Genomic DNA, 1,531 nt, shown 5'->3' with positions numbered 1-1,531 from the left:
GGCCCCGCCGGCGGCGTACCGGGCGGCGCGTCGCTGGCCGGCGCGCACGCCCAGCCGGTCGGTCAGCGTCGGCAGCGCGTCGTCGGGCATGTGGTCAGCGTTGACGAGGAGCCCGCCCGGGCGCAGCAGCTCCCGTAGTTCGCCCGTAGAGGTCGGCGAGCCGCTCGGCGGGCAGCCAGTGCAGGGCGGTGGCGGTGAGCACGGCGTCGTAGTCGCGGTGCGGCAGCCGATCGTGCCAGCCGGGGTGGGACAGGTCGGCGCAGAGGACGGTGGCCCGGTCGAGCAGCGACGCGCGGGCCAGGGCGAGCAGGGCCGGGTCGAGGTCGACCAGGGTGATCCGGGCCCGGGGGAAGCGGGCCAGGGCCCGCAGTGAGATCGTGCCGGTGCCTCCGGCGAGGTCGAGCAGGCGGGGCGAGTCCCCGTCGACGAGGGCGTCGACCGCGTCGAGCATGGCGGCGAAGCGTTCCTCCCGGTCCGGCAGGTACGCCTCCTGCTGCCGGTCCCAGCTCTCCTGCCAGGCCGCCGCCGTCGCGGAGAGGCCGTCGGTGCCGGCGAGCCCGTCGGCCGTTCGGCCGAGGCTCCCGGTGATGTAAGGAGTCATAGGCAGGAGAGTAGTTACGTCATCGATCGGCGTCCAGACCTTATTGCAAATCTATGGCAATTGCATAGGGGTAGCGGTGTGATGATCGCCGGACGGCCGGCGCGGACGCCCCGGTGGGGGAGTGGTCGACCCCCGTCGGGGCGTCGTCGTTCGCGCGCCCGGCGCTGGGCAGCGCGGTTTCGGCCCGGTCGGGGCAGGGCACATCACCGGTGAGATCGTTCGTCGAGAGGGGGACCGTGATGGCGGAGATCAGCACATCGACCGACAACCGCCCGTCCGTCAGCGCCGGCATCGGGGGCGGCCGGCGTCGCGACCGCGCGGCCGGGCCGCCGTTGCGCAAGCCCCGCTGGCCCAAGGCGTACGCCTTCGCGCTCGTTACGGGGGCGTTCTTCCTCTTCTCGTGGCTCGGCCAGTTCTTCTTCCAGCTCGTGGTGCAGCGCAACGAGGCGAGTCAGCACGGCCAGGCGTTCGCCTGGTCCGAGTACCTGCCGCAGTTCCTCGCCAGCACTTTCGAGAACTGGCAGTCGGAGTTCCTCCAGTTGATCTGGCAGGCCGCCGGGCTGGCCCTCTTCTACTACTGGGGGTCGTCGCAGTCCCGCGAGTCCGACGAGCGGATCGAGGCCAAGCTGGACGCGCTGCTGCGCGAACGCAACCTGGACCCGGAGAACCCGTGACCGGGCCCACCCCGCTCGCCGGCCGACCTCGACCCCGCCCCTTCCGGCTTTCCGGAAGCCACCATGTCGGCGTACTGGTGTCGATCCTGACCGCGCGATCGGGCGCGTGACCCCCCGTGTAACCGCTGGCCGGCGCGTCGGCGCGCCACCCATATCGGCACTGCTGAGTCGGGCGGGGGCGGGGCGGCGCGCGTGGCGGGTGAGCCCTGCGCCCGCTCCCCCCGGAGCGGCCCCCCTCGCGGGGCCACCCCAGGGA

General features: G+C 73.2%; 2 protein-coding genes. One reads left to right on the top strand and one right to left on the bottom strand.

Annotated features, from left to right (window positions below; all coding sequences use genetic code 11):
- Window positions 1–94 precede the first annotated feature (94 nt).
- Window positions 95–601 (bottom strand): class I SAM-dependent methyltransferase, encoded by a 507-nt coding sequence (locus MCAG_RS02115; protein WP_007071344.1) that lies wholly within the window; start codon window positions 599–601, stop codon window positions 95–97.
- 239 nt (window positions 602–840) lie between these two features.
- Between MCAG_RS02115 and MCAG_RS02110 the strand changes: the two genes are divergently transcribed.
- On the top strand, window positions 841–1,275 hold the full coding sequence (locus MCAG_RS02110) for a DUF6766 family protein (RefSeq protein WP_085986097.1): 435 nt from the start codon (window positions 841–843) through the stop codon (window positions 1,273–1,275).
- Window positions 1,276–1,531 lie beyond the last annotated feature (256 nt).

The sequence above is a fragment of the Micromonospora sp. ATCC 39149 genome (genome assembly GCF_000158815.1).
Classification (GTDB): Bacteria; Actinomycetota; Actinomycetes; order Mycobacteriales; family Micromonosporaceae; genus Micromonospora.
This window is presented reverse-complemented; position numbering and strand designations above follow the sequence as displayed.

What these genes read in the sequence shown, in the direction of transcription:
- MCAG_RS02110 (WP_085986097.1), top strand. Translation starts at nt 841, where the DNA reads ATGGCGGAGATCAGCACATCGACCGACAACCGCCCGTCCGTCAGCGCC.
- MCAG_RS02115 (WP_007071344.1), bottom strand. Translation starts at nt 601, where the DNA reads ATGACTCCTTACATCACCGGGAGCCTCGGCCGAACGGCCGACGGGCTC.